A 21446-nucleotide genomic window follows, 5' to 3' on the forward strand; every position below is an offset into this window, starting at 1 on the left:
CGCCGCCGGCCCCCCGCCCCCCCCCCCCCCCGCCCCGGGGGGGCGGCGGGGGGGGGGCGGGGGGCGGCGGCGGCCCCCCCCCCCCCCCCCCCCCCCCCCCCCCCCCCCCCCCGCGTTCCGGGAGCCGGTCCGGGACCGGCGTCAGAGCTCGATGCCGAGCCGGGCGTCCACCAGGTCCCGGACCAGCCGGGCGTCCGCCCCGCCGGCCCCCGGGGTGCCGGCGGTGAGGGCGGCGGCGGCCCACTCGTCCAGGGCGGCCAGCGCCGCAGGGGCGTCCAGGTCGTCGGCCAGGGCGGCGCGCACGGTCGCCAGCAGCGGGGCCGCGCTGCCCTCGGGGGCCACGGCCAGGGCGCGGCGCCACGCGTCCACGCGGGCGACGGCGCCGGCGAGCACGAGGTCGGTCCAGTACCAGTCCTCGGTGTAGCGGTGGGCGAGGATCGCGGTGCGGATCACGGCCGGGTCCACGCCCTGGGCCCGCAGCGCGGAGACGAGCACGAGGTTGCCCTTGGACTTGGACATCTTCTCCCCGTCGAGCCCGACCATCCCCGTGTGCAGGAAGTGCTGGGCCATGGGCTTTCCGGTCAGGGCCCAGCAGTGGCCGGCGCCCATCTCGTGGTGCGGGAAGACGAGGTCCGAGCCACCGCCCTGGACGGTGAACGGCGCGGGCAGGTACTCGAGGGCGATGAGCGAGCACTCGATGTGCCAGCCGGGGCGCCCCGAGCCCAGGGACGCGCCGTCCCAGGCGGGCTCGCCGGGACGCTCCACGCGCCACAGCAGCGGATCCAGCCGGTGCCGCTTGCCCGGGCGCTCGGGGTCACCGCCGCGCTCGGCGAACAGCGGCAGCATCTCCTCGGGCGAGAGGTGGGAGACGTCGCCGAGCACCCACGCGTCGGCGTCGTCGCCGGCCAGGGAGCCCACGGCCGCCACGTCGAAGTACACGTCGCCGTCCGGCTCCCCGTCCTGGCCGGGGACCCGGTAGGCGAGGCCGCGGTCCACGAGGCGCTCGACGGCGGGCACGATCCAGCCGACGGACTCGGTCGCGCCCACGTAGTGCTGGGGCGGGAGGACGTTGAGCGCGCTCATGTCGGTGCGGAACAGCTCGGTCTGCCCGGCGGCCAGCTCCCGCCAGTCCACGCCGGTGTCCCGGGCCCGTTCGAGCAGGGGGTCGTCCACGTCGGTGACGTTCTGGACGTAGTCCACCGGGGTGCCCGCGTCCAGCCAGGCGCGGTGCAGCAGGTCGAAGGCCACGTAGGTGGCGGCGTGGCCCATGTGGGTGGCGTCGTACGGGGTGATCCCGCACACGTAGAGGCTCGCCCGCTCCTGCCGGGGCAGCTCCACCCGCCGCCGCAGCCGGGTGTCCTGCACGGTGGGCAGGGGCGCCTCGCCGGGGAGGTCGGGGACGGGTCGCGCGGACCAGGCTTTCATGCTCACCTCGGGTGGTTCGGGGATCGGAGATCGGCGGCGCGGGGCCTCACCCAACCTACCGGACCGGCCGGCGCCCCCGGTCCGCCGGGTGACGCAGGGCTCAGGCGCTGATGACCCCGAGGCCCAGGAGCACGAAGATGGCCAGGCCCAGGGCGATGCGGTACCACACGAAGATCGTGTAGCTGCGGTTGGAGATGTAGTGCATGAACCAGCCGATGATCACGTACGCCACCGCGAAGGCGATGCCCGTGGCCACGAGCGTCTCCGTCATGCCGTAGGGTCCCGCCTGCGGCTGCCCCACCGTCTGGGCCAGCTTGTACAGCCCCGAGGCGAACACCGCCGGGATGGCGAGCAGGAACGCGTAGCGGGCGGCGGCCTCGCGGGTGTAGCCCATCAGCAGGCCCGCGGTGATCGTGCCCCCGGAGCGGGAGACCCCCGGGATCAGGGCCAGGGCCTGGGCCAGGCCGAAGAGCACGCCGTGCTTGACGGTGAGGTCGTCCAGGTGGCGGGCCTGGCGGCCCACCCGGTCCGCCACGGCCAGGAACACGCCGAAGACCACCAGCATCGTGGCCGTGATCCACAGGGAGCGGAACTCCGTGTCGATGTAGTCCTCCAGCAGCAGCCCGAGCACGCCGATGGGCAAGGAGCCCAGGATGATCAGCCACCCCATCCGGGCGTCGGGGTCCGAGCGCTCCACCCTGCCCACCAGGGACAGGCTCCACTGCTTCAGGATGCGGACGATGTCCCGCCAGAAGTAGATGATCACCGCGGTCTCGGTGCCCAGCTGCGTGATGGCCGTGAACGCGGCCCCCGGGTCGGCGCTGTTGGGCAGGAGCTCGCCCACGATGCGCAGGTGCGCCGAGGAGGACACCGGGAGGAACTCGGTCAGGCCCTGGACGAGGCCCAGAATGATGGTTTCGATCCAATTCACCCGGCCACCCTACGGCACCCTCCGCGCCGTCGACGGCGGGACAGGCCCGGACACGGCAGGAACGGCCCGCCGGGCGGGCCGTTCCTGTCGGTGCGGCGCGGCTCAGCGGCCGGTGCGCGCCCCGTCCGTGTCGTCGAGGTCCTCGTAGTCCTCCTCGTCGACGAGGTCCTCGTCGAGCATCTCGTTGTCCTCCAGGAGCTCCTCGTCGTCCTCGTCGTCGTCCGAGTCGTCGTCGGAGTCGTCGTCCTCGTCGTCGGAGTCCTCCTCCTCCGCGAAGACGGTCAGCGGGGTGACCTCGTCGTAGGCGTCGTAGAGCGCCTCCTCGTAGGCGTCGAAGGCGTCGGCGATGGCGATGTACGCGCCGTCGACGGCGGGGTCGTCGTCGCTGCGCCGGTTGGACGCGGCGACGAGGTGTTCTTCGAAGGCGCTCACGAGAGCCTGCAGCGCGGCACGAGGATCATTGCTCATGGAGTAGACGTTAGCGCTATTCCGTGCAGAATGGGGACCGATGAGAGAACAAGTCCGGACCAGCACGGCGACCGTCACCAGGGACGCCGACCAGCGCTACGAGTACCTCCTGCTGACCGTGGCGCCGCACGAGCTGCTCAGCGACGCGCGGGCCCGGCTCAGCGAGCACGCCGAGTACGGCAAGTGGGAGCTGACCCGCTCCGTGCTGCTCTACGGCGGCACCCGCAAGTACTGGCTGCGCCGCCGGGTCATCCGCGTGGAGCGCACCGTCTGAGCCCGGAGCCCCTCCCGCGGAAGGGGCTCAGCCGTCGACCGGGCCCAGCAGGGCCTTGGCCACGGCCGCGTGCACGGACTCGTTGTCGGAGGGGTGGTAGATCCCGGCGAGCACGTCCCGGTACAGCCGCTCCAGTTCCCGGCCCCGGGAGTACTGGGCGCCGCCGGAGGTGCGCACGGCCAGGTCGACGACCTGGCGGGCGGCCTCGGTGGCCCGGTGCTTGACCCCGGAGAACAGCAGGAACCAGCGCGCTCCGTGCTCCGGGGCGTCCGCGGTGCCGAGGGCGTCGACGTCCGCGGTGAGCCGGAGCAGCTGCAGCTCCACCCCGTCGCGCAGCAGCGCGGCCTCCGCGATCTGCCAGCGGACGTCGGGGTGCTCGGCCCGGGCCGGTCCTCCGCCCCGGGACCGCCGGGCGCCCGCGAGCTCCACGGCCAGCTCCACCGCCCGGTCCGCGATCCCGGTGTAGACCGCGGCCAGCAGCAGCTCGAAGCAGCCGAACACGCCCCACACCACCGGGTCCGGGTTCGGCCCCACGGGGGTGCGCGTGAGCACCTGCGCCGCCGGCATCGGCACCGAGCGCAGCACCGTGGTGCGGGACTGGGAGGCCCGCATGCCCATGGTGTCCCAGTCGTCGAGGACCTCGATGCCCTCCGCCGCCCGGTCGAGGAAGCCGAACACCAGCGGCGCGCCGGGCTCGGCGTCGTCGCGGGCGTGGACGATCAGCCGGGTCCACACGGGCGAGAGCGAGGTGAAGATCTTCGTGCCCGTGATCCGGTACCCGTCCTCGGTGGCCACGGCGGTGGTGTCGGAGTCGAAGAGCACGGAGTCGTTGCCGGCCTCGGAGATGCCGAAGGCGAAGATCTCCCCGGCCGCGGCCTGCTCGAAGATCCGCTCGGCCCGGGCGTCCCCGCGCAGGCGCAGGGTGTGCGCCACCCCGACCAGGACGTGGTGCATGTTGACGGCCAGCGCCGTGGCGGGGGCGGCCGCGGCGAGGCGCCGCTGCGCGGCGACCGCCTGCTGCAGCGTGAACCCGAGCCCGCCGTGGTCCCGCGGCACCAGCATGAGCGGATAGCCGATCCGCACCAGGTCCGCGAAGTCCTCGTCGCAGAACCGGTTCTCCCGGTCGTAGCCGGCCGCGCGCTCCCGGAACACGGCCAGCAGCTCGTCCGGCAGCAGCGTCTCGGGCACCTGGTCCTCGGGCACCTGGTCCTCGGGCGCTGGGGGCCGCGGCGGCACGGTGTCGGGCTGCGGTCCGGTGGTGTGGTCCATCTCGCTCCTGTCGGCGATGTCCTGAGATCTGGGCCCCGGCGACCGTTCCGGCCGGGGCGGAGGAGTCCGGTGCCGGGTCAGTACCGGGTCAGCAGCCGGTGCAGCACCCGGGAGCCGAACTCCAGGGAGTCCGTGGGCACGCGCTCGTCCACGCCGTGGAACATGGCCGGGAAGTCCAGCTCGTCGGGCAGGCGCAGCGGCACGAAGCCGTAGCCGGTGATCCCGAGCGGGTCCAGGGACTTGTTGTCCGTCCCCCCGGAGAGCATGTACGGCAGCACGACCGCCTCGGGGTCCTCGGCGTGCAGCGCGTCGACCATGGCGTCCACCACGGTGCCGGAGAACGGCACCTCGAGGGCGATGTCGTCGGACTCGAACTCGAAGGACACCCCGTCCCCGGCGAGCTCGGCGAGCTTCGCCAGGACGATCTCGCGCTGACCGGGCAGGTAGCGCACGTCCAGGCCGGCCTGCGCCGAGCCGGGGATCACGTTGACCTTGTAGCCGGCCTCGAGCATCGTCGGGTTCGCGGTGGTCTGCAGCGTCGCGCCCACGAACCGGGCCACGGAGCCGAGCTCGGCCAGCAGCCGCTGGGGGTTCTGCGGGTCGAACTCCACGCCGGTCAGCTCGGTGACGGAGTCCAGGAACGCCCGGGTGGTCTTGGTGAGCTCGATGGGCCACTGGTGCTCGCCGATGTTGGCCAGCGCTCTCGCGAGCCGGGTGACCGGGTTGTCGTCGTTGATCTGCGAACCGTGCCCGGCCGTGCCCTGCGCGTTGAGGCGCAGCCACATGAGGCCCTTCTCCGCGGTCTGCAGCAGGTAGGCCCGCCGGCCGCCGATGGTGGCCGAGTACCCGCCGACCTCGCTGATGGCGTCCGTGACGCCGTCGAAGAGCCCGCGGTGGTGCTCGGCGATCCAGTGGGAGCCGTACACCATGCCGGCCTCCTCGTCGGCGAAGAAGCCGAAGACGATGTCCCGCCGCGGCCGCTGGCCGGTGCGCACCATGTGGCGCAGCACCGAGATCATCATGGCGTCCATGTCCTTCATGTCCACGGCGCCGCGGCCCCAGATCATGCCGTCCCGGAGCTCGCCCCCGAAGGGGTCCACCGACCAGTCGGCGGCGATCGCGGGCACCACGTCGAGGTGGCCGTGCACGAGCAGGGCGTCGGCGGAGGGGTCGGTGCCCTCGATCCGGGCGAAGACGTTGGCCCGGCCGGGCGCGGACTCCAGGACGGTCGTCGGGAGACCGACCTCCTCGATCAGCCCGGCCACGTACTCGGCGGCCCTCCGCTCCCCCTTGGCGTCGCCGCTGCCGTAGTTGGAGGTGTCGATGCGGATGAGGTTGCGGCAGATCTCGACGGTCTCGCCCTCGGGCGACGACGCGGCCGCCGCGGCGGGAACGGTCTGCGGATCGGTCATGGCGGTCCTTCCTGGGGTGCCTGGTGGGCGGGGCCGTGCGCGGGAGGCGCTCAGCGGATGGCGGTGTCGCGGCCCGGGTAGCGCAGCAGCACGAGGCGTCCGGACTCCTCGACCACGAGGACCTCCTCCGTCTCCCCGGGGGAGTCCTCGGGGGCGACCTCGAGGCGGTGCCCGTCCGGGGTGTCGACGGCCTCGCCCTGGACGGCGAGCGTCTCGTAGCGGGAGGTGTCCGGGTGCCAGCGCTCGAGGTAGACGGGGCAGTACCGGGAGTTGCCCTCCGTGGCCCGGTGCACGAAGTTGTGGGACAGCAGCTCGCAGGCGCTGTCCCAGTCGCGCTGGGCCATGGCGTCGACGAAGGCGCGGGTGGTGCCCTCGGGGGTGTCGAGGTCCGGGCCGCACCCGGTGAGCCCCACGGCGGCGGCGGCCAGGCACAGCCCCAGCCGGCTCCGGACGCCGGTGGCGCGGGTGGCGTGGACGGTCATCGGACTCCTCTCCGGGGGTGCGCCCTCAGCCTATCGTTCCCCGCCCCTCGGGCCGGCCGGGGCACGGCCGACGCCGGCGCAGGGGCGCGGCGGGCGGGCGTGGCGGCGGACGGGCGGACCGGCCCGCGAGGACACCCGGCCGCCGCGTACCTCCCGTCCGCAGGGACGAGAACCGCCCACTATAACCACGGGAAAAGGCTCTCCGCGGGATATTCCGTGATGTCGCCGTTATTGTTCCGTGATAGACGAAACAATTTCACACATTTCGTATTTGCAATCGAAATTCCTTAGCCTTTCCCTGGGCGACTTCCCCAGCCCAATCTGTCTCGTCGTCCGGCCGGACGGCGATAGCCCCCCGCCGCGCGGAACCCCCCAATTCTTCCGTGCGCGCAGACAGACCCAGGAAGCAGAAGCACCCATGGCGAAACACCGCTGCGCCCCCGCGCGCCGTTCCGGCCGCATGGCCGCCCTGGCCCTCTCCGCCGGCATCGGCGTCACCACCCTCGCCGGCACGTCGCTGCTGGCCGGTCCGGCGGCCCACGCGGCCGCGCAGGACGTCGTCGCCGTCGACGCGGCCACCCGTCAGGCGGACGCCCAGCTGATCCTCGACGAGATCAACAGCTACCGCGCGTCCCTCGGCGTGAAGCCCCTCAAGTACTCCGCCACGCTGTCCCAGGTGGTGCAGAAGGAGTCCGACCGGCAGGTGGTCGAGGAGAAGTTCTCGCACAGCACCGCCTTCCTCACCGACCCCCGGACCGGGCCCTACACCAGCGCCAACGAGGTCATCGCCCTGGAGCACCACCGGGACGTGCGGGCCCTCGTGAAGTGGTGGAAGTCCTCGGCGGCCCACGACAAGGCGATCAAGGACCCGCGCCACGAGGTGATCGGCATCGGCCTCACCTACGCGGACGGCCGGCTCGAGAACACCGGGCAGCCCTGGCAGGTGCTCTCCACCGTCAACCTCTACGGGTACGCCAACGGAGGCGCCCCCGCGGACGCGTCGACGCGCGTGGACGGAGCTCCGGTGCACAGCTACGAGTCGACACCCGTCCAGACCCCTGCGGGCTACGGCGTGGCCGGCGCGATCGGCTCGAAGTACCACGCCCTGGGCGGTGCCGCGGTCCTCGGACAGCCCGTGATGCCCGAGCGCGGCGGTCTGCGCGGCGGGGGCGCCTATCAGGAGTTCTCCCTGAACGGGCGCAAGACCACCCTGTACTGGAGCCCCGCCACGGGCGCCCACTGGGTCGAGAACCCCACGGCCATCGGGCAGAAGTTCGTGGCGGCCGGACGGGAGAACGGCTACGGCTTCCCGACCACGGAGGAGCGCCGGCTGCCCGACGGCTCCTCCTACCAGGTCTTCTCCCGGGACGGCGTGCTCACCAAGGTGATGTGGACCCGGGCCCACGGGGCGCGCGCGGTCAACGAGACCGGCGCCATCGGCCGCGCCTGGAAGGCGGCGGGCTTCGAGCGGGGCTACGGCTACCCGGTCACCGACCCGATCCGCTACGGGGACACCGTCTACCAGCGCTTCTCCAACGGCTACCGGGTGAACTGGTCCTCGACCACCGGTCAGGTGTGGGTCACCGGGTGGTGACCCCGGCGTCCCGGGGCACGGTCCCCGGGACGCGGCCCGGGGGCCGTGCTCAGTGCTCGAGCACGATCTTGCCGAAGTGCCGGGCGGACTCCATCTCCCGGAACGCGTCGGCGGCCTCCGCGAGGCCGTGCCGCCGGTCGATCACCGGGTGCAGGCCGGTCGCCTCGAGCGCTCGCACGAAGTCGGCCTGGTCCCGCCGGCTGCCCACCAGCAGCCCCTGGAGCCTCGCCTGGCGGGCCATGAGCAGCGCCGTGGGGACGTCGCCCGCCGCACCGGTGAGCACGCCGATCAAGGAGATGTGGCCGCCGACGCGCACGGCCCGGATGGACTGCGCGAGCGTGCCCGGCCCGCCGACCTCGATGACGTGGTCCGCGCCGCGGCCGTCCGTGAGCTCCTGGACCGCGCGTCCCCACTCGGGCGTCTCCCGGTAGTTGAGCACGTGGTCCGCGCCGAGCTGCCGGACGCGGTCGAGCTTGTCGTCGGACGAGGACGTGACCACGACGGTGGCGCCCATGGCCTTGGCGAGCTGCACGGCGAAGACCGAGACGCCGCCGGTGCCCAGGGCCAGGACCACGTCCCCGGCCCGGAGTCCGCCCTCCACCACGAGGGCCCGCCAGGCCGTGACGCCGGCCGTGGTGATGGTCGCCGCCTCGGCGTGCGACCACCCCTGCGGGGCCCGGGTGAACCACGTGGCGGGCCGCACCACCGCCTCCCGGGCGTAGCCGTCGAGCCCGTCGCCGGGGACCCGCCGGAAGTCGCCGTCCACGGGAGGGCCGTCCTGCCACAGCGGGAAGAAGCAGGAGACCACGGCGTCGCCCTCCGCGAACTCCTCGACGCCCTCCCCCACGGCCTCGACGACACCTGCCCCGTCGGCGAGCGGGATCCTCCCGTCCTCGGTGCGCGTCCCGCCCGAGACCACGAGGTAGTCGTGGTAGTTCAGGGAGCTCGCGTGCAGGCGGACGCGGACCTCACCGGGGCCGGGCGCCCCGGGATCGGGCACGTCCTCGAGCACGATCCGGTCGAGGCCGCCGGGGGCGGAGACGGTCAGCTGCTTCACGGGTGGTCCTCCAGGCGGGGCGGGTTCGTCGGTCGCCGCCCACGATAGCCGCCGTGCCCCGACCTGTCATCAGCACGCTTCCTGTTGTTCCGGCCGGACCCGGGCGGTGCCGGTCAGTGGGCCCCCACCGCACGGGCGTGCCGGGCGGCCGCCTCGGCGCCCTGCGTCCAGCGCTCCCCGTGCCCGGGCAGCACGGTGTGCGCCCCGGTGGCGGCCACCGCGTCGAGGGAGTCCAGGGCCACGGCGGAGTCCTTGGTCGCCGCGGCGGCGATGATCTGCGGGCCGGGCCGGCCGGTGTAGGGGTCCAGCGTCACGAGGGCGTCCCCGCTGAGGACGGCCCCCCGGTCGGGCAGGTCCAGGACGCAGTGCCCGTCCGTGTGGCCCGGAGTGTGCACCGCCACGGGCCGGCCGGGGACGGGCAGGGCCGTCCCGGTCTCGAGCGGTCGCACCCCCCGGACGCCCTTGACCGCGAGGGCTCCGGCCGCCGCCATCCGCCCGAGCAGCGGCAGCGACCTCGGGTGCGTGACGGGGTAGAGGAACCGGTTGCGCTCGGGCCGGTACCGGTAGGGGTGGGCGGCCAGGTGTGCGTCTCCCGGATGGCCCAGGACGGGCAGCTGCCACTGCTCCTGGGCGCGGCGGGCGAAGCCCACGTGGTCGAAGTGCGCGTGCGTGAGGACCAGGGCCCTGACCTCGTCGGGGCGCCGGCCCCGCTCCTCGAGCGCCGCGAGCAGCATGGGCCACATGCTCGGCAGGCCGGCGTCCACGAGGGTGACGCCGTCCTCGTCCTCGACCAGGTAGCAGTTGACGTGGGCGTGGGTGATGCGGTGGATGCCGTCGGCCACCTCGGGGGTGAACATGGGTCTCCTCACTCGATCAGGTCATGGCGCAGGTCACACGATCAGTGTGCTGATCATACCCGGTGGTCGACGACACCGGTCGACAACACCGGTCCACGACACCGGCCCGGGAAGGCCGCTGCCGGACGGCGCACCCGGTAGCATGGGTCCCACCACGGCCGCCGTCCACGGATCCCCCCGGTCCGCCCGGAACAGGCCCTGGCCCCCGGCCTGCCCCCCGAAAGGTCCCGCTGTGATCGACCAGCGTCCCGATGCCCTGCCCTCCGTGGAGATCGTCGCCGTCCCCTTCCACCGGTTCCGCCGGCACCGCTGGGCCATGACCTTCGTCCCGGCCGGCGGCGGCAGCCCCGTCCGCCGCACGTTCCCGGACTTCCGGGACGCCGTGGCCGCCGCCCGCGCCCTGGCGCTGGAGCGTCGGGCGCCCGTCGGCGTCTGAGCTCCGCCCGGGCCGACCCCGGCAGACGCTGACCCGCCCGGCCCGCGCCGGGCGTCCGGCGCGTCCGGGAAGCCCGGGCCGGCGTCACTCGGCGAGCGCCTCCACGAGGACGTCGGCGACGGCCTGGCTCGACTGGGGGTTCTGCCCGGTGATCAGGTTGGCGTCGCGGATGACGTGGCTGGACCACGCGGGTCCGGTCTCCACGACGGCTCCCTTCTCCCGCAGCACGGTCTCCAGGAACCAGGGGGTGTTCTCCCCGGTGCCGCCGCCCAGCTCCTCCTCGTTGGTGAAGGCGGTGAGCCGGCGGCCGGCGAAGAGGAACGTCCCGTCGTCCTGGGCGCTGAGCAGCGCTGCGGGGCCGTGGCAGAACGGGGCGATGATCCGGCCGGCGCGGTCCGAGGCGGCCAGGATCCGGCCGAGCGAGGGGTCGTGGACGAGGTCCGCCATCGGGCCGTGCCCGCCGGGCAGCACCACGGCGTCGTAGTCGCTCTCGTCGACGTCGGCCAGGACGCGGGGCGCGGAGAGCTCCGCGTCGATGTCCTGCAGGTAGGCGCGGAGCTCGTCGGCCCGCTCCTGTCCCCCCGCCGAGTCCGGGTCCAGGCTGACCCGGTCCACGGTCGGGCGGCGCCCGCCCGGGGTGGCGAGGTCGACCGTGTGCCCGGCCGCCCGCAGGGTCCGGTGGGCGACGACGAGCTCCTCCGCCCAGAAGCCGGTGGGGTGCTCGGTGCCGTCCCGCATGGTGAGGGAGTCGGCCGCCGAGGCGATCAGCAGAACACGGGCCATGATGGGTTGCTCCTCAACTGGTGTCGGTCCGGCGCGAACTGGTGTCCGTCCGGAGCGGTCGGGGCCGGGGCGGTCAGCCCGCGGCGGTGAGCTCCTCGTCCGTGGCGTCGTCGAGCTCGAGCTCCGCGGCGCCCATGTTCTCCTCGAGGTGCTCGAGGGAGGCGGTGCCGGGGATGGGCATGACCACCGGCGAGCGCCGGAGCAGCCAGGCGAGGGCGACCTGGGCGGTGGTGGCGCCGAGCCGCTGGGCGGCCCGGTCGACGGGCCCGCCCGGGCGGGCCAGTTCCCCGGCGGAGATCGGGGCCCAGGGGATGAAGCCGATGCCGTGCTCCGTGGCGTGGTCCAGGACGTCCTGGGAGGTGCGGTCGGTGAGGTTGTAGCGGTTCTGCACCGTGGAGACGGTGAAGTGCCGTCCGGCGCTCCGGAGCTGCTCCACGGTGACCTCGGACAGGCCCAGGGCCCTGACCTTGCCCTCCTGCTGGAGCTCCCGCAGCACGCCGAACTGCTCCTCGGCCGGGACGGCCGGGTCCACGCGGTGCAGCTGGAGCAGGTCGAGGGCGTCCACCTTCAGCTTGCGCAGGCTCAGCTCGGTCTGCTGGCGGAGGTATTCGGGCCGCCCGAGCGGGGTCCACTGCCCGGGTCCGGTGCGGGCGAAGCCCACCTTGGTGGCGATGCGCACGCCCGAGGGGTAGGGGTGGAGGGCCTCGGCGATGATCTGCTCGCTGACGTCGGGGCCGTAGGCGTCGGCGGTGTCGATGAAGTCGACGCCGAGCTCCACGGCCCGGCGCACCACGCGCACGGCGTTCGCACGGTCGGCGGGCTCCCCCCACACGCCCTCCCCGACGATGCGCATGGCACCGAAGCCGAGCCGGTGGACGGTCCCGAGGTCCCGGAGCTCGATGGTGCGGGGCACGGTGCGGGCGGTGGTCCGGGTGTTTTCCGTCATGCGAGCCGCAACGAGTCCGCCCGCGGGCTTATTCCGCCCGGCGGGCCGGGGAGGTCGATAGGCTGACGGGGATTCCGGCACGACCGAGGAGGCCTCCGTGGACCAGGACACCGGCGAGCACGACGGCGAGCGCGGCGAGCAGCGCTCCGGGCGGCGCACCGTGGTGATCACAGGGGCCAGCGACGGCATCGGTGCCGCCGCCGCCCGCGAGCTGACGCGGCGGGGGCACGACGTCGTCGTGGTCGGCCGCTCGGAGGAGAAGACCGCGGCGGTGGCCGGCCCCCTCGGGGTCCGCCACTTCACCGCCGACTTCGCGCGGCTCGACGACGTGCGCCGGCTGGTCCGGGAGCTGCAGGAGTCCGTCCCGCGGATCGACGTGCTGGTCAACAACGCCGGGGGGATCTTCGACCGCCGCGAGCTGACGCCCGACGGGCACGAGCGGACGTGGCAGGTCAACCACCTGGCGCCCTACCTGCTCACCCGGCTGCTGCTCGACGGCCTCCTGGCGCACGGCGCGGCGGTGGTCAGCACCTCCAGTGTCGCGGCCCGGATCGGCCGGCTCTCGCCGGAGACCCTCGTGGACGGCCGGCGCTGGAGCCCGCAGCGGGCCTACGCGGACACCAAGCTCGCCAACCTCCTCTTCACCCGCGGACTCGACCGCCGGTACGGGGAGCAGGGGCTGGCCGCCGCGGCCTTCCACCCCGGCGGCGTGGCGACGAACTTCGCCTCGGGCACGAGCACCGCCCTGCGGTTCCTGTACAGCACGCGCCCGGGCCGCCGGCTGATGCGGACCCCCGAGCAGGGCGCGGAGACCCTCGTCTGGCTGGCCGACGGCGCCGCCGGTCGGGACTGGCGCTCCGGGGGCTACTACGAGAACAGGAGCCCGGCCCGCGCCCCGTCCCGGGCGGCCGACGACGCGCTCGCGGACGCCCTGTGGCAGCGCAGCGCCGAGCTCGTGGGGCTCACCCCGGGGCGTCCGGCCGGCTGAGCACCAGGGCGTCGACCTTCGCCCAGAGCTGCTCGACCGTCCCGTCGTTGACGAGGGTCGCGGTGATCCAGCGCGGGTCGATGCCGGCCTCCGACGGGTGCGGATCCTCCGCGGCGGACGCCCCGGGGCGCACCACGTGCACCACCCGGCCGCCCTCGGCCGTGATGGCGGCGGCCTCGACGTCGAAGCGCACGTCCGTGAACACGACCGGCCCGGCCAGCCGCCGTGCCGTCTCCAGGCCGCGGTCCGCCCAGACCGTCTCCCCGAAGACGGCCTTGCCGGCCTCGTTGCCGACCTTCTGCAGCAGCGTCCGGATCTCCCGGTGCACCGGGTCCCGCGCCTCGTCCTTGAGCAGGCCCCAGTTCCCGCCCGCCTCCGCCAGCACGGTGCCGAGCCGCAGCGGCCTGCCGTCCCGGACGCCCACGAGGGGGTCGAGCTCGGCGAGGAACAGCCGCAGCGGGTCGGCGAAGGCCACCCGGGCGTAGCCGTGGGCGGCCACGAGGCGGTCACCGCACGTGTCCTTGCCCGACTGCTTGCGCCCGTGCAGCCCGATCAGCCGCGGACGGGGGTCCGGTCCCTGCGCCATGACGGGCCTCCTCCGCTCGTGCTCGCTAGCGCTCCAGCGTACGGACGGAGGGGCGGGCGCGCACCGGTGCCGCGTGCGCCGGCTCCCTCGTGCCCCCGGCGACCCGGAGGTCCGCGCAGGAACTGGCCGAAAGGCCATGTGCGATCGAGAACGCCCTCGATAGAGTGAGCCCGGGCCGGGCACCCCCCGCCGGGCCCGGGCACCCACCCATTCCCCGGAAGGAACTGTCATGATCAGACTGGTCGGCGAGTTCGACGCGTTCTTCAACCCCAACTTCACGGCCATCCTCGGCATGTTCTTCGACCTGGTCCGCGCGGTGCTGCTCGGCGGCTGAGCCCCGGTCCACCACGCCCCGTCGGCGCCGCCGGACCTGCTCCGGCGGCGCCGACGTCGTCCCGGGCCGGGCGGCGACGTCGACCCGCGCCCTCGGCCGGGGCCGCGGCGGGCCGGGCGACGACGGCGGTGCGACCGCCGGCCCGCGCCGTGGGGCGGGCCCGGGAGTTCCCCGGGGTCTGCGCCGACTGCTACGTTCTGCGCATCAGGCACCCGGCGGAGCGGCCGCCACCGGTGCCCCGGCCCCGAGGAGGCTCTGGTGAGCCAGCACCACCACGTCGGCGGCGCCACCGGCATCGGCACCCGAGCCGTCGTCGTCCGCGGCGACCCGACCCTGCGCACCGAGCGGCGCACCGTCGTCGACGAGACCGACCGGACCGTCACGGTCGACGACGGCACCCGCTTCGCCAAGGCGACGGGTCTCGAACGACGTGCCCCGGAGCCCGGCCCCGGTGAGCACGGGAGCGCGCCCGCCCCGACCCGCCTCGTCACCGAGGGACACCCCGAGTTCGAGCGGCTGTGGGCGGACGCGGGGCTCAGCGCCTTCACCGACTCCGACCACGCCGCCTACGTCGAGGGGCTGATCGCGTCCAACCGGCTGGCCCGGCGCGGCGACGTGCACGCCCACTACGACGTGGCCGCCATCATCGACGAGCTCGCCGCCCTGCACCCCGACCTCGAGGCCATCCCCGAGGACCTGTTCTGGGCGGTCGTCGACCGGCACGGCCGCGAGGAGGACCGGGACACCACCCCGTGACACCGTCGCCGGGACCTCCCGCCCGGCTCAGCGCAGGCGCCCGCCGGAGCGGCGGAGGTAGCAGCCCGCGCACATCGACTCGTAGGACACCGCGACGCCGTCGATGGCCACCTGGTCGCCCTCGAAGACGGGCTCCCCGTCCACGGTCCGGGCGTTGAACATCGCCTTGGACCCGCAGCGGCAGATCGTGCGCAGCTCCTCGACGGTGTGGGCCACGGCCAGCAGGCGGGCCGCGCCGGGGAACGCCTCCGTGCGGAAGTCCGTGCGCAGCCCGTAGGCGAGCACCGGCACGCCGTCCAGCACCGCGATGCGCAGCAGGTCGTCGACCTGCGCCGGGGTGAGGAACTGCGCCTCGTCGACCAGCAGGCAGTGCACCGGCCCGAACTGCTGCACGGTGGCCCGGAAGCGCCCGCGCACGGCGTCGTCCGGAGCCAGGAGCAGGTCGACCCGCCGCGACTCCCCCAGCCGAGAGACCACGGTGTCCGCGCCCTTCGAGTCGACCGCCGGCTTGGCGACGAGGACCTTCTGGTCCCGCTCCTCGTAGTTGTGCGCGGCCTGGATCAGCACCGTGGACTTCCCGGAGTTCATGGCCCCGTGACGGAAGTAGAGCTTCGCCATCAGCGTGCTCCGGCGGGACGGGAGGCGGGGGTGGTCATGCGGGTGCTCCTGGGGTCGTGCCGGGTGTTCGGTGGGCGGCGGGCAGCGCCGTGCGTGCCGGTGAACACCCTACGTCGGCCCCGCGCGGTGGCCGGCACCGCCGGGGGATCCCGCTAGCCTGGAGCCCATGGGCTGGCACATCGGCACCTCCGGGTGGAGCTACGACTACTGGGAGCACGTCCTCTACCCCCCGGGCACTCCCCCGGCGAAGCGCCTGGAGCTCTACACCCGGGCCTTCGCCACCGTGGAGCTCAACGCGAGCTTCTACCGGTGGCCGCGCAGCGCCACCTTCGCCGGCTGGAACCGGCGGCTGCCGGAGGGCTTCCGGATGACGGTCAAGGCTCCCCGCGGACTGACGCACGCGAAGAAGCTCTACGCGCCCGAGACCTGGAGCCGGCGGATCTCGGAGTCCTGGCACGAGCTGCGGGACCGGCGCGGGGTGCTGCTCGTCCAGCTCCCGCCGGCGCAGGCCCGCGACGACGCGCGGCTCGACTGGTTCCTGGCCGGTCTGCCCGGCTGGCTCCCGGTCGCGGTCGAGTTCCGCCACGACAGCTGGGTGCACCCGGAGGTGTTCGAGCTCCTCCGGCGCCACGGGGCGGCCTACTGCGTGCTCAGCGGGGCCGGGCTGCCCTGCGTCCTGGAGGCCACGGCCCCGTTCGTCTACGTCCGCTTCCACGGCCCGGACCACCACCACCTCTACGCGGGCTCCTACTCGGACGAGGACCTGGCGTGGTGGGCGGAGCGGATCCGGGAGTGGGACCGCGACGGCCGCGAGGTGTACGCGTACTTCAACAACGACGGCGACGGCCACGCCGTGCGCAACGCCCTGACGCTGCGCGGGCTGCTCGACGGCGGCTGAGGAGCGGTCCGTGCCGGGTGCCCGGGCCGGAGCGCCCCGGCACGCACCGGCCGGGCATAGGATCGGGCCATCACCGTCGAGCAGGACAGGAGCCGGAGATGGACCGCTACCAGGAGCCCGCGGACCGCAACGAGGCCTACGCGGAGACGAGCCAGGAGAGGCTGGGCGTCCGCGACGAGGACTGGCTGACCGCCACCACGGACGAGAACAACAGGCGCGAGGGTGCCCGGCCCCAGGATGCGGGGGACGACGTCGTGCCCCCGGAGGACCCGGAGGACGGTCGCCCCGAGGACGACCGGTAGCCGCCGTCCCGGTTTGCACTGCCCCGGCGACGTCTTCCACCATGGAAGGCCTGCCTCCGGCACCGGGAGGCGGAACGTGTTGAAGGCCCGGACCCTGCGCTCAGCGGAGGGGCCGGGCCTTCGCAGTGCTCGGGGCGGCTCGGGACCCGCCGGTCATCGGGTGTGCACGTACAGATCGCGCAGCAGGGCGATCTCCGCGCCGTGGTGGATCAGCTCGCGGTTGACGTGCAGGACCAGCGCGAGCATCGGCAGGTCCGCGTAGGGGCCCTCCTGCGGTCCGCAGGGGAGGGCCAGGTCCGCCTCCGACAGCGCGTGCACCCCGGAGGTCCACCGGTCGAACTCCCGGTCGAGCTGGGCCAGCGCCTCGTGGGCGGTGCCGGCGTACGCCCAGGACTGGTAGGAGGCCTCCGGGCCGGCGAAGTGCCCGTGGCTGCGCACCGCGAGGACGCCGACCACGACGTGCGCCAGCCGCCAGGCGATGGTCGTGAACGGCGCGGGCACCGGTTCGGGATGGGCGAAGTCCAGCACGAGATCCCCGCCGCCCGTCTGCAGGGGCGTGCGCCGCTGCGTCCGGGGGTGGACCGTCCACGCGGTCCCGCCGGTGGGGTCGAAGAAGTACTCCTCGTCGGTGAGCCCGGCGAGACGGGGGCGCAGCTGGCCGGCCCAGTGCCGGTCGATCTGGTCGGCCGCGCAGGCGGCGACGTCGAGTTCGGTCATGGCGATTCCTCTCCGTTCGGGGCGGCGCCCGCGGCTACGGCAGGTCGCTGTAGCCGACCTCGTACTCGGTCACGTCCAGGACGCGCGAGCCCGAGGTGGCGGCGGCACGCTCCCGGATCCGTTCCACGGTCTGCCGGGTGGCGGCCAGGGCCGCTGCGTCCGCCCAGAAGGTGATCGAGACGGACCGGCCGGTGGTCCGCTCCACCAGGCTCAGGGATCCTCGGTACCCGTGCAGCGCCTGGATGCCCGGAAGGACCTCGGAGCGCAGCGCGTCCAGGCCGGAGTCGTAGTCCTCCGGATAGGCACCCTCGTAGGTGCTGACCCGTGCGTACATCGTCGACCTCCTCCCGCCGGTGCGGACAGGATACGCACCGGGCGGGGCCGGGCACCACCGGTCCCCGGCACGGGCGGCGTGGGCACGCGCCGGCGCTCCCGGGCCCTGCACGTCGGCTCAGGTTCCGTCCGGTGTCCCGCGGGAGACGCCGGGGGCGAAGACGGCCAGCAGCTCCCCGACCTCGTGGGCGGCCGTGGCCGGGTGGCGGAAGTGCCGGTGGACGTCGAGGGTGTAGTGGCTGCGCCGGCCCACCCTGTGCCGGGTGAGGTACCCGGCGTCCTCCAGGTCCTTGAGGATGGTCAGGGTGGCCCGCGTGGTGATGCCCACCTGGGCGGCGATCTCGCTCACCCGCACGTCCTGGGACTGGGCCACGGCCAGCAGGACGTGGCCGTGGTTGGTGAGGAACGTCCACGGCGGGCGCCCCGCCACCGGCCCTCCGGATCCGTCCGGGGCGGGAGGCGGGCTCGCGGCCGCACCGGGGTGGGAGCTGGAGGGCACGGTCGTGGATCCTTCCCGTCGGGAATGCCGATTCTACGACCCGGACGCCGGCGGGAGCCGATCCGGGTCAGAGCTCGGCCAGCCCGCGGGAGCGTGCCGGGCGGCGCACGGTGACCAGGGCCGCCGCGCCGGCCGCCACGAGCAGGACCTCGGCGCCGTGCCGGACCGTGGGCAGCGGCAGTCCCGCCGGGGTGACGACCACCGCGGCACCGGCCCGGCCGGCCGCATGGGCCAGGGCGATGGCCCGCCCCTGACGGGCACGGCGGAAGGCACAGGACCGGTGCCACACGACCTGGACCCGGGCGGGGACCCCGGCGGCGTCCAGGACCGGGCGAGTGCGGGCGGCGACGGCCTCGGCCTCGCGCAGCGCCTCCCGGTGCACCCGGGCGGCGATGACGGCGTCGGCGCTGAAGGCCGAGCGCAGCATCGGCACCAGCAGCAGCAGCAGCGGGCGGCCCTGCTCGGCGGCGATCCTCGCGGCGCAGCGGGCCACCGTGACGGACTCGGGGCCGTCGGTGACCACCGCGGCCACGGGACGGCGGGGAGCAAGGGCGGTCATCGGAGGTCTCCTTCGTGACGGCGGGCGGGCTCGGGGTCCTCCCGGAGCCCGGTGGCGGTTCCCGCGCGGCGGGCGGACCGGACCGGCTCCAGGGCGGCGTCCTCGGCCTCGGTGGCGACCCGGAACGGGGGCTCGGCCGGGGCCGGCAGCTCCCGGCGTCCCTGTCCCCGCGTGGCCCGCAGGCTGAGGACGATCGAGACCGTGATGATCGTGGCGACCACGGCCAGGGAGACCGGCGTGGGGACGTAGAACAGGTCGATCTTCAGCAGCATCTTGGCCCCCACCCAGATCAGGACCAGGGCCAGGCCGACCTTCAGGTGCACGAAGCGGTGCATGAGGTCCGCCAGCAGGAAGTACATCGCCCGCAGTCCCAGGATCGCGAAGGCGTTGGCGGTGAAGACGAGGAACACCTCGTCGGTGACGGCGAAGATCGCCGGGATCGAGTCGACGGCGAAGACGACGTCGGTGGTCTCGATCAGCACGAGCACCGCGAGCAGCGGGGTGGCCAGCAGAACCCCGTCCTTCCGGACCAGCAGCCTCTGCCCGTGGTAGACGTCGGTCATCGGCACGAAGCGCCGGAAGCCGCGCAGCACCATCGAATGCTCGGGATCCAGGTGCTCGTTGCGCTGACGGATCATCCGGTACCCGGTGTAGAGCAGGAACGCGGCGAAGACGTAGAGGATCCAGGAGAAGTTCTGGATCAGCACCGCCCCGGCGGCGATGAACACCCCGCGGAACACCAGGGCGCCGAGCACGCCGAGGAACAGCACCCGGTGCTGGAACTCACGGGGAACGGCGAAGTAGCTGAAGACGATCGCCCAGACGAAGACGTTGTCCACCGCCAGGGACTTCTCGATGAGGTATCCGGAGAAGTACTGCTGGCCGTACTCCGCGCCCCACACCTGCCAGACGACGGCGCCGAAGGCCACGCCGAAGGCCACCCACACCCCCGACCACACGGCAGCCTCACGCACGCCGATGACATGAGCGCGGCGGTGGGCGAACAGGTCGACCGCGAGCATCACCACGATGAAGCCCAGCACCGCGGCCCAGATCCAGAACGGGACATCCATGACGACAACCTTCCGATCGATCCGATCGGAGGTCTCTCCCGGCCCGGCACGGGCCCGTTCCGCCGGACCCTCAGGGCCGTAGTGACGACGGAACGCTGGTGGGATACTCCCCTCCCTGCACTAACCAGTGAAGCACACTTCACCTTTTTGCGGCAAGGGGCGCATCGGTACCCGCTCCGTCCACAAGGATCGGCCGGCCGGGATCCGGGTGTCGGCGGGGATCGTCCAGCTCGTCGTCATCACGGTGCCGCCGGACGGCCGGGCCCGCTCTGCCGGTGGGCTTCGTGGACCGGCTGCCCTCGGTCGGGACCGAGGACGATGCGGGAGGCTCAGAGCAGCGGCACCAGTCCGCTCCGCAGCAGGGGCAGCCCGCGCAGGCCGAGGTACCTCTCGATCGTGGTGACCGACGGCGCGGTCAGGTCCTCCTCCGCCTCCCACAGCGCGTCGCACTCGTCGCAGACCTGCACGACCTCTCCGGTGGCCTCCACCCGGTAGCGGGCCACCGTGCCGTACTCGCAGTCCGGGCACTCGTCGGTCTCCACGGCAGCTCCTCTGCTCACGCTCCCCGGCACGGCGCCGGGCGCTCATCGGATCGACGCGAGGACCCCGCCGCGCTGGGGCCAGCGCTCACGAGGTCCTCGGGTGATCAGATTGTGCACCCCCGGGGCCGGTGCGCGGAAGGGCTGCCGCGCACCCGCCGCAGCTCACGAGGGCAGGGCCAGGAAGGCCCCCACATCGGTCGGCAGCCGGCGGACCAGCTGCGTGGACAGGTGACCCCGGCGCGGGTAGAGCACCAGGTGTCCGCGCGGAGCCCGGGCGGCGGTCTCGTGCAACAGCTGCGGGGTGTAGAACCGGTCGCGCGCACCGTCCACGACCAGCAGCGGGCAGCCCAGTGCGGACATCCGGTCCCCGACGTCGAAGGCGTCCTCGGCGTCGATCGTCGTCAGCAGGTCCGGGTCGCCGCTGCCGAGCACGCGGACCCCGAGCAGCCACCCGAGGACGCCCAGCGCCCGGGACGTCGGTGCGGTGGCCCCCATGGTCGCCATGGTCAGTGCCCCGGCGCGCCGGACCTCCCCGCGCCGCAGGGACCGGGCGACCTCCTGCTGCACCCACCGCCCGCGCGGGCCCAGCCGGTGAGCGCCGGAGACGAGCACCAGCCGGCGCACCAGGCCGGGGTGGTCCAAGGCCAGCTGCAGGGCCACGCTGGCGCCGGTGGAGACCCCTACCACGTCGACCCCGCCCGTCTCCTCCGTGAACTGCTCCTGCAGGACCGCGGCGTAGTCCCCGGCGATCCCGGCCATGGTCGCCCCGGCCGGAAGCCGGTGCCGCCGGTTGATCCACCACACGGTGCGATCGGCGGGCAGGATGCGCAGCTGGGCGAGCTGCGCCGTCAGCTCCGCGCCCTCGGGCAGCCGGTGGTGGGCACTGAGCCCGGGAAGGAGCACCACCGCAGGGCCGGAGCCGACGCGCAGGAACGGCAGGCCCGGACCCAGGTATCCGCGGTCGGTCACGGTCCGGGCCATCTCAACCGGTCCTGGAGGGTCCGAGGGACGCCGACCGCACCGGGAACGTCCTCCGGACTCCGGCCGCCGGCGCGTCGCGTTGGGTGGGAGCTGCAGTCATGCCCCCAGTGTCCCGGGGCGGCGAGGCCGCCGCCAGAGCAGAACGGTTCGTGTCGTGCCCGACCCGGGGAACTGCGCCGAGAACGGACCCGAGGACCCGTCGTGGTGCACGGCGGTCGTGAAGCCGACCACCGTCGCCGCGGGGAAACCCGCTGCCCCGGCGGCTGCCGGGAGGAGCGGCCGGCGGCTGTTACGGTTCCACCAGCAGGCACCGGGCGAAGACGTCG

At 74.0% G+C, this 21446-nt stretch carries 26 protein-coding genes; 7 read left to right on the forward strand and 19 right to left on the reverse strand.

Annotation, left to right across the window (positions count from 1 at the left end):
* Positions 1-141: 141 nt before the first annotated feature.
* From mshC to ACPYN7_RS16460, 3 genes are all read right to left on the reverse strand, one after another.
* Positions 142-1425, reverse strand: coding sequence for a cysteine--1-D-myo-inosityl 2-amino-2-deoxy-alpha-D-glucopyranoside ligase (mshC, locus tag ACPYN7_RS16450; RefSeq protein ID WP_058874932.1), 1284 nt, complete (start codon positions 1423-1425; stop codon positions 142-144).
* 100 nt (positions 1426-1525) lie between these two features.
* Positions 1526-2356, reverse strand: a complete 831-nt coding sequence (locus tag ACPYN7_RS16455) for an undecaprenyl-diphosphate phosphatase (protein WP_058874933.1) — start codon at positions 2354-2356, stop codon at positions 1526-1528.
* A 102-nt stretch (positions 2357-2458) separates the two neighbouring features.
* Entirely contained in the window at positions 2459-2824 is a 366-nt protein-coding gene (locus ACPYN7_RS16460) for a hypothetical protein (protein WP_058874934.1), read from the reverse strand.
* A 40-nt stretch (positions 2825-2864) separates the two neighbouring features.
* On the opposite strand from ACPYN7_RS16460, the gene ACPYN7_RS16465 reads away from it, so the two are divergent.
* Positions 2865-3098: a DUF5703 family protein gene (locus tag ACPYN7_RS16465; RefSeq protein ID WP_058874935.1), complete on the forward strand. Its 234-nt coding sequence runs from the start codon at positions 2865-2867 to the stop codon at positions 3096-3098.
* A 27-nt stretch (positions 3099-3125) separates the two neighbouring features.
* On the opposite strand, the gene ACPYN7_RS16470 is transcribed toward ACPYN7_RS16465, so the two are convergent.
* From ACPYN7_RS16470 to ACPYN7_RS16480, 3 genes are all read right to left on the reverse strand, one after another.
* Complete coding sequence (locus ACPYN7_RS16470; RefSeq protein ID WP_424348357.1) at positions 3126-4367, reverse strand: acyl-CoA dehydrogenase family protein; 1242 nt, start codon at positions 4365-4367, stop codon at positions 3126-3128.
* Positions 4368-4444: 77 nt separating this feature from the next.
* Positions 4445-5779, reverse strand: a complete 1335-nt coding sequence (locus tag ACPYN7_RS16475) for a M20/M25/M40 family metallo-hydrolase (RefSeq protein WP_424348358.1) — start codon at positions 5777-5779, stop codon at positions 4445-4447.
* 50 nt (positions 5780-5829) lie between these two features.
* The gene (locus tag ACPYN7_RS16480; RefSeq protein WP_424348359.1) at positions 5830-6261 is read right to left on the reverse strand and encodes a hypothetical protein; all 432 of its coding nucleotides are present in this window, start codon (positions 6259-6261) and stop codon (positions 5830-5832) included.
* Positions 6262-6679: 418 nt separating this feature from the next.
* Between ACPYN7_RS16480 and ACPYN7_RS16485 the strand changes: the two genes are divergently transcribed.
* Entirely contained in the window at positions 6680-7855 is a 1176-nt protein-coding gene (locus ACPYN7_RS16485; RefSeq protein ID WP_424348360.1) for a CAP domain-containing protein, read from the forward strand.
* Positions 7856-7904: 49 nt separating this feature from the next.
* Here the strand turns inward: ACPYN7_RS16485 and ACPYN7_RS16490 are convergent, their stop codons facing one another.
* Entirely contained in the window at positions 7905-8912 is a 1008-nt protein-coding gene (locus tag ACPYN7_RS16490) for a zinc-dependent alcohol dehydrogenase family protein (RefSeq protein WP_424348361.1), read from the reverse strand.
* 113 nt (positions 8913-9025) lie between these two features.
* Positions 9026-9769: an MBL fold metallo-hydrolase gene (locus tag ACPYN7_RS16495; RefSeq protein WP_424348362.1), complete on the reverse strand. Its 744-nt coding sequence runs from the start codon at positions 9767-9769 to the stop codon at positions 9026-9028.
* 232 nt (positions 9770-10001) lie between these two features.
* Between ACPYN7_RS16495 and ACPYN7_RS16500 the strand changes: the two genes are divergently transcribed.
* Positions 10002-10205 (forward strand): hypothetical protein, encoded by a 204-nt coding sequence (locus ACPYN7_RS16500; RefSeq protein ID WP_424348363.1) that lies wholly within the window; start codon positions 10002-10004, stop codon positions 10203-10205.
* Positions 10206-10289: 84 nt separating this feature from the next.
* Here the strand turns inward: ACPYN7_RS16500 and ACPYN7_RS16505 are convergent, their stop codons facing one another.
* Together ACPYN7_RS16505 and ACPYN7_RS16510 are read right to left on the reverse strand one after the other, a co-directional pair.
* Positions 10290-10988, reverse strand: coding sequence for a type 1 glutamine amidotransferase domain-containing protein (locus ACPYN7_RS16505; protein WP_424348364.1), 699 nt, complete (start codon positions 10986-10988; stop codon positions 10290-10292).
* Between the two features lie 73 nt (positions 10989-11061).
* A complete protein-coding gene (locus ACPYN7_RS16510; protein ID WP_424348365.1) occupies positions 11062-11934 on the reverse strand; it encodes an aldo/keto reductase in 873 nt (290 codons plus the stop codon).
* Between the two features lie 97 nt (positions 11935-12031).
* On the opposite strand from ACPYN7_RS16510, the gene ACPYN7_RS16515 reads away from it, so the two are divergent.
* Entirely contained in the window at positions 12032-12922 is an 891-nt protein-coding gene (locus tag ACPYN7_RS16515) for an SDR family NAD(P)-dependent oxidoreductase (RefSeq protein WP_424348366.1), read from the forward strand.
* On the opposite strand, the gene ACPYN7_RS16520 is transcribed toward ACPYN7_RS16515, so the two are convergent.
* The gene (locus ACPYN7_RS16520; RefSeq protein ID WP_424348367.1) at positions 12897-13508 is read right to left on the reverse strand and encodes a hypothetical protein; all 612 of its coding nucleotides are present in this window, start codon (positions 13506-13508) and stop codon (positions 12897-12899) included. The genes ACPYN7_RS16515 and ACPYN7_RS16520 overlap by 26 nt on opposite strands.
* A gap of 592 nt (positions 13509-14100) precedes the next feature.
* Here ACPYN7_RS16520 and ACPYN7_RS16525 point away from each other — a divergent pair.
* Entirely contained in the window at positions 14101-14598 is a 498-nt protein-coding gene (locus tag ACPYN7_RS16525; RefSeq protein ID WP_058874946.1) for a hypothetical protein, read from the forward strand.
* 27 nt (positions 14599-14625) lie between these two features.
* Here the strand turns inward: ACPYN7_RS16525 and ACPYN7_RS16530 are convergent, their stop codons facing one another.
* Positions 14626-15216: a thymidine kinase gene (locus ACPYN7_RS16530; RefSeq protein WP_424348368.1), complete on the reverse strand. Its 591-nt coding sequence runs from the start codon at positions 15214-15216 to the stop codon at positions 14626-14628.
* Between the two features lie 166 nt (positions 15217-15382).
* Here ACPYN7_RS16530 and ACPYN7_RS16535 point away from each other — a divergent pair, with 166 nt between their 5' ends.
* Positions 15383-16114, forward strand: a complete 732-nt coding sequence (locus ACPYN7_RS16535; RefSeq protein WP_424348369.1) for a DUF72 domain-containing protein — start codon at positions 15383-15385, stop codon at positions 16112-16114.
* 98 nt (positions 16115-16212) lie between these two features.
* Positions 16213-16416, forward strand: coding sequence for a hypothetical protein (locus tag ACPYN7_RS16540; RefSeq protein ID WP_058874949.1), 204 nt, complete (start codon positions 16213-16215; stop codon positions 16414-16416).
* 153 nt (positions 16417-16569) lie between these two features.
* Here the strand turns inward: ACPYN7_RS16540 and ACPYN7_RS16545 are convergent, their stop codons facing one another.
* The 7 genes from ACPYN7_RS16545 to ACPYN7_RS16575 all read right to left on the reverse strand — a co-directional run bounded on the left by ACPYN7_RS16545 (position 16570) and on the right by ACPYN7_RS16575 (position 21120).
* Complete coding sequence (locus ACPYN7_RS16545) at positions 16570-17133, reverse strand: DinB family protein (protein ID WP_424348370.1); 564 nt, start codon at positions 17131-17133, stop codon at positions 16570-16572.
* Positions 17134-17167: 34 nt separating this feature from the next.
* Positions 17168-17467 (reverse strand): hypothetical protein, encoded by a 300-nt coding sequence (locus ACPYN7_RS16550; protein ID WP_058874951.1) that lies wholly within the window; start codon positions 17465-17467, stop codon positions 17168-17170.
* A 117-nt stretch (positions 17468-17584) separates the two neighbouring features.
* On the reverse strand, positions 17585-17965 hold the full coding sequence (locus tag ACPYN7_RS16555; protein ID WP_408669428.1) for a winged helix-turn-helix domain-containing protein: 381 nt from the start codon (positions 17963-17965) through the stop codon (positions 17585-17587).
* 67 nt (positions 17966-18032) lie between these two features.
* Positions 18033-18524, reverse strand: a complete 492-nt coding sequence (locus ACPYN7_RS16560) for a hypothetical protein (RefSeq protein WP_058874953.1) — start codon at positions 18522-18524, stop codon at positions 18033-18035.
* On the reverse strand, positions 18521-19597 hold the full coding sequence (locus tag ACPYN7_RS16565; RefSeq protein WP_424348371.1) for a TerC family protein: 1077 nt from the start codon (positions 19595-19597) through the stop codon (positions 18521-18523). The genes ACPYN7_RS16560 and ACPYN7_RS16565 overlap by 4 nt, the downstream gene beginning before the upstream one ends.
* Positions 19598-19926: 329 nt before the next feature.
* Positions 19927-20139, reverse strand: coding sequence for a hypothetical protein (locus ACPYN7_RS16570; protein ID WP_058874955.1), 213 nt, complete (start codon positions 20137-20139; stop codon positions 19927-19929).
* A 162-nt stretch (positions 20140-20301) separates the two neighbouring features.
* Complete coding sequence (locus ACPYN7_RS16575; RefSeq protein WP_058874956.1) at positions 20302-21120, reverse strand: alpha/beta fold hydrolase; 819 nt, start codon at positions 21118-21120, stop codon at positions 20302-20304.
* Between the last annotated feature and the right edge of the window lie 326 nt (positions 21121-21446).

Source organism: Kocuria sp. CH-021, from assembly GCF_049716185.1.
Lineage (GTDB): Bacteria > Actinomycetota > Actinomycetes > Actinomycetales > Micrococcaceae > Kocuria > Kocuria cellulosilytica.

Excerpts from the sequence above, each read along its gene's own strand:
- ACPYN7_RS16465 (WP_058874935.1), top strand. The coding sequence starts at position 2,865 with ATGAGAGAACAAGTCCGGACCAGCACGGCGACCGTCACCAGGGACGCC.
- ACPYN7_RS16460 (WP_058874934.1), bottom strand. The coding sequence starts at position 2,824 with ATGAGCAATGATCCTCGTGCCGCGCTGCAGGCTCTCGTGAGCGCCTTC.
- ACPYN7_RS16475 (WP_424348358.1), bottom strand. The coding sequence starts at position 5,779 with ATGACCGATCCGCAGACCGTTCCCGCCGCGGCGGCCGCGTCGTCGCCC.
- ACPYN7_RS16575 (WP_058874956.1), bottom strand. The coding sequence starts at position 21,120 with ATGGCCCGGACCGTGACCGACCGCGGATACCTGGGTCCGGGCCTGCCG.
- ACPYN7_RS16510 (WP_424348365.1), bottom strand. The coding sequence starts at position 11,934 with ATGACGGAAAACACCCGGACCACCGCCCGCACCGTGCCCCGCACCATC.
- ACPYN7_RS16485 (WP_424348360.1), top strand. The coding sequence starts at position 6,680 with ATGGCGAAACACCGCTGCGCCCCCGCGCGCCGTTCCGGCCGCATGGCC.
- mshC (WP_058874932.1), bottom strand. The coding sequence starts at position 1,425 with ATGAAAGCCTGGTCCGCGCGACCCGTCCCCGACCTCCCCGGCGAGGCG.
- ACPYN7_RS16550 (WP_058874951.1), bottom strand. The coding sequence starts at position 17,467 with ATGTACGCACGGGTCAGCACCTACGAGGGTGCCTATCCGGAGGACTAC.
- ACPYN7_RS16520 (WP_424348367.1), bottom strand. The coding sequence starts at position 13,508 with ATGGCGCAGGGACCGGACCCCCGTCCGCGGCTGATCGGGCTGCACGGG.
- ACPYN7_RS16565 (WP_424348371.1), bottom strand. The coding sequence starts at position 19,597 with ATGGATGTCCCGTTCTGGATCTGGGCCGCGGTGCTGGGCTTCATCGTG.
- ACPYN7_RS16505 (WP_424348364.1), bottom strand. The coding sequence starts at position 10,988 with ATGGCCCGTGTTCTGCTGATCGCCTCGGCGGCCGACTCCCTCACCATG.
- ACPYN7_RS16480 (WP_424348359.1), bottom strand. The coding sequence starts at position 6,261 with ATGACCGTCCACGCCACCCGCGCCACCGGCGTCCGGAGCCGGCTGGGG.
- ACPYN7_RS16495 (WP_424348362.1), bottom strand. The coding sequence starts at position 9,769 with ATGTTCACCCCCGAGGTGGCCGACGGCATCCACCGCATCACCCACGCC.
- ACPYN7_RS16530 (WP_424348368.1), bottom strand. The coding sequence starts at position 15,216 with ATGGCGAAGCTCTACTTCCGTCACGGGGCCATGAACTCCGGGAAGTCC.
- ACPYN7_RS16535 (WP_424348369.1), top strand. The coding sequence starts at position 15,383 with ATGGGCTGGCACATCGGCACCTCCGGGTGGAGCTACGACTACTGGGAG.
- ACPYN7_RS16545 (WP_424348370.1), bottom strand. The coding sequence starts at position 17,133 with ATGACCGAACTCGACGTCGCCGCCTGCGCGGCCGACCAGATCGACCGG.
- ACPYN7_RS16470 (WP_424348357.1), bottom strand. The coding sequence starts at position 4,367 with ATGGACCACACCACCGGACCGCAGCCCGACACCGTGCCGCCGCGGCCC.
- ACPYN7_RS16560 (WP_058874953.1), bottom strand. The coding sequence starts at position 18,524 with ATGACCGCCCTTGCTCCCCGCCGTCCCGTGGCCGCGGTGGTCACCGAC.
- ACPYN7_RS16540 (WP_058874949.1), top strand. The coding sequence starts at position 16,213 with ATGGACCGCTACCAGGAGCCCGCGGACCGCAACGAGGCCTACGCGGAG.